This is a genomic window from Clostridiales bacterium (genome assembly GCA_012512255.1).
GTDB lineage: Bacteria > Bacillota > Clostridia > Christensenellales > DUVY01 > DUVY01.
This window is the reverse complement of the sequence record JAAZDJ010000128.1, coordinates 1-5,314: the sequence shown is the minus strand read 5'-3', so window position 1 is coordinate 5,314 and position 5,314 is coordinate 1. Positions and strand designations below refer to the sequence as shown.

At 39.8% G+C, this 5,314-nt stretch carries 5 protein-coding genes; 2 read left to right on the top strand and 3 right to left on the bottom strand.

Annotation, left to right across the window (positions count from 1 at the left end; all coding sequences use genetic code 11):
• Window positions 1-256: 256 nt before the first annotated feature.
• Window positions 257-1,621, top strand: a complete 1,365-nt coding sequence (locus GX756_06440) for a citrate/2-methylcitrate synthase (protein NLC17495.1) — start codon at window positions 257-259, stop codon at window positions 1,619-1,621.
• Between the two features lie 169 nt (window positions 1,622-1,790).
• Here the strand turns inward: GX756_06440 and GX756_06435 are convergent, their stop codons facing one another.
• Window positions 1,791-2,360: a chromate transporter gene (locus GX756_06435; protein NLC17494.1), complete on the bottom strand. Its 570-nt coding sequence runs from the start codon at window positions 2,358-2,360 to the stop codon at window positions 1,791-1,793.
• Entirely contained in the window at window positions 2,347-2,925 is a 579-nt protein-coding gene (locus GX756_06430) for a chromate transporter (protein NLC17493.1), read from the bottom strand. Before GX756_06430 ends, GX756_06435 begins: the two co-directional genes overlap by 14 nt.
• 185 nt (window positions 2,926-3,110) lie before the next feature.
• Between GX756_06430 and GX756_06425 the strand changes: the two genes are divergently transcribed.
• Window positions 3,111-3,962 (top strand): alpha/beta hydrolase, encoded by an 852-nt coding sequence (locus GX756_06425; protein ID NLC17492.1) that lies wholly within the window; start codon window positions 3,111-3,113, stop codon window positions 3,960-3,962.
• A 117-nt stretch (window positions 3,963-4,079) separates the two neighbouring features.
• Here GX756_06425 and GX756_06420 read toward each other — a convergent pair whose 3' ends face one another.
• The gene (locus GX756_06420) at window positions 4,080-5,018 is read right to left on the bottom strand and encodes a winged helix-turn-helix transcriptional regulator (protein ID NLC17491.1); all 939 of its coding nucleotides are present in this window, start codon (window positions 5,016-5,018) and stop codon (window positions 4,080-4,082) included.
• Window positions 5,019-5,314: the final 296 nt, after the last annotated feature.

Genomic DNA, 5,314 nt, shown 5'->3' with positions numbered 1-5,314 from the left:
TTTTGATATTGATTAGGAGTTTTTTATTTTTTAAAAACTTGTTTTATACCAAAATATCCTATTTTTATTTTTTAAAAACCAAAGTTTTTAAGATAGGTTTTTGTTTTATATATTTTACTAAATCCCCAAAAAATGCTATAATATAAAAATTAATTCATAAATATTAATATAATTCTACAATTCTTTAATAAATCATTGGTTTTGATTTTTATTTTATAATTCAATAACAAAAAAATAAAAAAAAAGGAATTTCAAAATGGGCAGAGATTATTCGGCAATTACTGACGAAATTATAAAACTGAGCGAATTATTGTATAAAGACAATAGGATAGACCCTGATTTATATCTTGAACATAAGGTATATAGAGGACTTAGGGACTTGGAAGGAAAAGGCGTTTTGACGGGTCTTACCAAAATCTCAGAGATAGAATCTTTTAGGCTGGAAGACGGTAAAAAGGTCTTTATTGACGGCAAACTTTATTATCGCGGTTATGATGTTCAAGAACTGGTCAATGGGTTTATTAACGAAGGACGGTTCGGGTTTGAGGAAATCGCCTTTTTGTTGCTGTTTGGCGAGTTGCCTACAAAAGACGAGTTGGAAGAGTTTAAGTCGTTATTATCAAGCTATCGTTCGTTGCCCAGTTCGTTTGTAAGGGATGTTATTATGAAAGCGCCCAGCAGCGATATGATGGTTACTTTAGCCAGAAGCGTATTGACTTTGTATTCGTATGACAAAAACGCCAATGATATTTTTATCCCCAATGTCCTAAGACAATGTTTGCAATTAATAGCGACTTTTCCGCTTTTGGCGGTTTACGGTTTCCAAGCGTATGAATACTATTTGACCGACAAGACAAGCTTTTTTATACACGAGCCAAGACCCGAGCTTTCCACGGCCGAAAATATTTTGCATATGCTCAGAATAGACAGCAAATACACCCGGCTAGAAGCCGTAATACTTGATTTGGCGCTTGTGCTGCATGCCGAGCACGGCGGCGGCAATAACTCCACATTTACCACGCGCGTGGTCACTTCGTCGGGCACGGATACATATTCGGCGATAGCGGCGGCGCTGGGCTCCTTAAAAGGCCCTAAACACGGCGGCGCCAACGCCAAGGTAATCGCGATGTTTGAGGATATCAAAGCCAATGTCAAGGATTGGAAGGATAAAGACGAAGTCAGAGCGTATCTAAAAAAGATTTTGCACAAAGAAGCGTTTGATAAAGCGGGCTTGATATACGGCATAGGGCACGCGATTTATTCGTTATCGGACCCCAGAGCGACCATATTCAAATCATTTGTGGAAAAGCTTTCCCAAGAAAAAGGGCTGCATGACGAATATGTGCTTTATTCCATCGTAGAAGAGCTCGCGCCTCAAATAATCGCCGAGGAGCGCAAAATGTATAAGGGCGTCAGCGCCAATGTGGATTTTTATAGCGGTTTTGTGTATAATATGCTGGGCTTGCCAATAGAATTATACACTCCTATTTTCGCGATCTCCAGGATAGTGGGCTGGAGCGCGCACCGCTTGGAAGAGCTCATTAACGCCGGCAAAATTATCCGCCCCGCATACATGAGCGTCCAAGAAAGAAGAAAATACACCCCCCTTAACAAACGCTGAAAGAAAAGAATGAAATTAAATTAAAACAAGGAAGTCTAAAATCTAAGACTTCCTTTTTTATTTTAAATAATTAGGCGCTTATAGTTAAAACAAAAGCGCCATTTTTTTGATTATAGAAACATTTTTAAAATTCACGACTTATCAGAAAGATTAAGCCCTTGCTTTTTGGTTATAAAAACAATTCCAAGCCGCCGTAAACCAAAAAGCCCAAAAAGCCCGCGCCCAGCATGACTAATATAGGTTTTGCCTTTAATTTTCTTAGCGCAAAAAGCGCGATTACAAAGATTATTATTGAAACCAAATTAACTGAGCCTATAGTCGCGGCGCTTTGGGAGAGAAAAGTAAGTTTCAAGATTGTCAGCGTCGCTGCCGCGACAAATCCCACGACGGCGGGCCGCAAGCCTTTTAACGCTTTGTTGACAAATCCAAGGTTTTTGTATCTGTTATATAAAAACAACAAAAAAGATATTATAATCGCCGACGGCGTTATAAAACCGATTGTCGCGACTATTGCGCCGCCCAAACCCGCTACCTGCGTGCCCACAAAGGTTGCCGCGTTAAGCGCGATGGGTCCGGGGGTCGTTTCGGCTATAACCACAAGGTCGGCAAACTCGTTTATCGTAATCCAAGCGTTTTTGACGACGATTTGCTGTTCTATCAAAGGCATCGCGGCATATCCGCCGCCTATAGAAAAAAGCCCTATTTTAAAAAACGCACAAAACAGCTCAAGATAAATCATTTTTTAATCCTTTTTTATTGGTTTTGCCAAAGTATATAACGCCCGCAACGGCGCAAGCCGCTATTACAAAAATGACATTAATAGACAATAGCGCCAGAGCCAAAAAACTCAAAATCATAACAACAAGCGCAAAAGTTCTGCTTTCGCGCCAAACGGAAGCGCTTAAACCCATAATAACATCGCAAAGCACGGCGGCGACTCCCGCCTGCATTCCCATTAGGATATAGCTTACAATCATGTTGTCTCGTATTACGGTATAGAATAATGAAATGATTGATATTATTGTCAAGGGCGGCAAGGCCGCGGCCAGCACCGTGAGCGCCGCGCCCAAAAACCCGCCTATATGATGCCCTACCAACAAACAAGTATTAATAGCGACCGCGCCGGGCGACGACTGGGCGAGCGCCGTAAAATTGAGCATTTCTTGGTCGGTAAGCCATTTGCGCTTTTGGACAAATTCCTTTCTCATCAGCGAAATAATGACAAAGCCGCCCCCAAAAGTAAAAGCGCTTATCTTTAGAGTGGCCAAGAATAAAGATATATACAGTTTAAAATTTTTTTTCAATTGGTTTTGCCTCTTTTTGATAATTATATTATTTGATATAAGATAAGTAAAATACTTTGCCTTAAAAAAGACAAGCCAAAACCGATATAACGCTTTTTAAGCGATTATTTAAAAAAAATTGCTTCAAAAATAAAAAACTTATTTTTTTTAATTATGATATAATAAATAAATCAAGAGGAACCAAAATGGAAATAAAAACTGTTAATTTGTATGAGTATTTTAAATTAGAACGCAAGGAAGGCTTTAAAGGCTACCTAAAATGCTTTACCAAAGCCCAGCCCCAAACCTATGGTCAAGATTATATTTATCCTGCCATGTTAGTTTTGCCCGGCGGCGGTTATGCCTTTGTGTCCGATAGGGAAGCCGACCCAATCGCGCTGCGATATTCGGTTTATGGTTTTCAAGCATTTGTTTTGGATTATACCGTAGGCGCCGTCCGAAATTATCCCACGCAGGTCCAAGAAGCCGCCATGGCAATGATTTATATAAGGGAAAACGCGAAAATATTTAATATATCCAAAGATATGATTTGCGCCGTCGGTTTTTCGGCGGGCGGGCATTTATGCGGCTGTCTTGCCAATTTGTTTGACGACCCTGTCTTGAGGGGCATTTTTGGCAAACGCGCGGATTTAATAAGGCCCGACGCCGTTATCTTGAGCTATCCCGTTATTACAAGCGGCCAAAAATCCCACGCGGGCTCGTTTGACGCCCTTTGCGGCGACGACCAAAACCTTAAGCGTTACTTATCGCTAGAACATAGGGTCAAGGGCGACTCTTCGCCCGCTTTTATTTGGCATACCTATACGGACAAAGCTGTGCCCGTATATAACAGTCTTGTTTACGCGCTGGCTTGCGAAAAAAACAATGTGCCCTTTGAGCTGCATGTCTTTGAAAAAGGCGATCACGGCCTCGCTACCGCCCAACTGGACACAAACGCCCCTAAGACAATAGCCCAAGCAAGCGCCAAGGCAGACCAATGGCTGGATTTGAGCGTTAATTGGCTAAAAGACAGAAACATAAAATTAAAATCAAAATAATCAAATTTATTTATCAATCAGCGCCAAATTATTAAATAAAAAGGGTCTTAAAATATTTAAGACCCTTTTTATATCTAATATGTATTTTAAATTTGAAAAAGCGTTAACCGCTATTATTTATTCATTGCCATTGCCGTTTTTTGTTTTATTTTCATAGACCAGCCTTATTTTTATGCCGCTGGGATAATCGCCAAAGGTTTTGCCAAACAAAGTCACCCCGCCTCTATTGGCGGCTTTTTTGGGCGCTTCTATGCGGAAAGTTATATTAGAGTTATGGTATATCTCAAGGTTGTCTATTGTTGTGGGGCCTATGGGAAGGCCGTCAATAAATGTCCCGTCTTTATTGATGATAAGCAGCTTATATCGCCCGTATTGCCCCAAGTTTTTAAACCACCAGCTAGGCGAAACTATGCCCGGCCGGTCATTAAACTCGCCCGGCGAGGTCCAAAAACCAAGCTCTATTCCATTGACGCTAAAATATATATCCGAAGGATATTGCGAAGAAAAGCCCGGCGCTTCGCTCGCGATCTCAAAAGTGAATTGCAGCTCAATCGCTTTTTGGTTTGGTTTTAAGGCGTTGGGGATTTTGTATTCAACAAAACCTTCCGTAAACCACAAAAGACCCGCGTTAAACCGCTCGGGATAAGAAAAATATCTAGGATCGTCAAGTTCGCCTATAATGGAGTCTTTGGTAACAATGCCGCATGTGGGATAGACTTCATAATCCGAATAATGCCCCACATCCACTTCAAAGTCATACGCATTGGTCTGTATGTTATTGCCTATGATATCAATAATAATCTTATCAACGGCCAAAGTGCACAGCTTTTGCGAGCCCCGCACCCCGGAAGAGGTTGTGACATTAATAAGTCCGGCTTCGGTAAGTTTTTTGATATGCGCGGTAATGGCGCCGTTTGTCAGCCCTAAAATTTTGGCAAGGCTGTCTAAGTTCATGCTCTTGTTTTTTAGCAACAAATTGATTATATCTATCCTAACTTGAGAGCTTAACGCGGCGCAAACCGGCAAGCAGTCGTTGATGTTTGTAATATTCTTCATACCCATTTGTCCTATTTTATATTTTTTAAAATTGTTTTTTTAAATCATTTGTATATGTAGTATAATAAATAATAAAAATATTGGCAACAAAAATCAGATGTTTTGTTTTAAATTTTTATGAAGCAAATCATATTTCTTTATAATTAATGCCATACATTACATAATTTGGCTTTTTTTATTGACTTAAGCCGACCATAATGCTAAAATAAAATAACAATCTTTATTATTTTCTATAATATTATTTATTTTGTTAAAATAAAAAAAGGAGACTATGATGAGCAAATTCAGTATAGGGG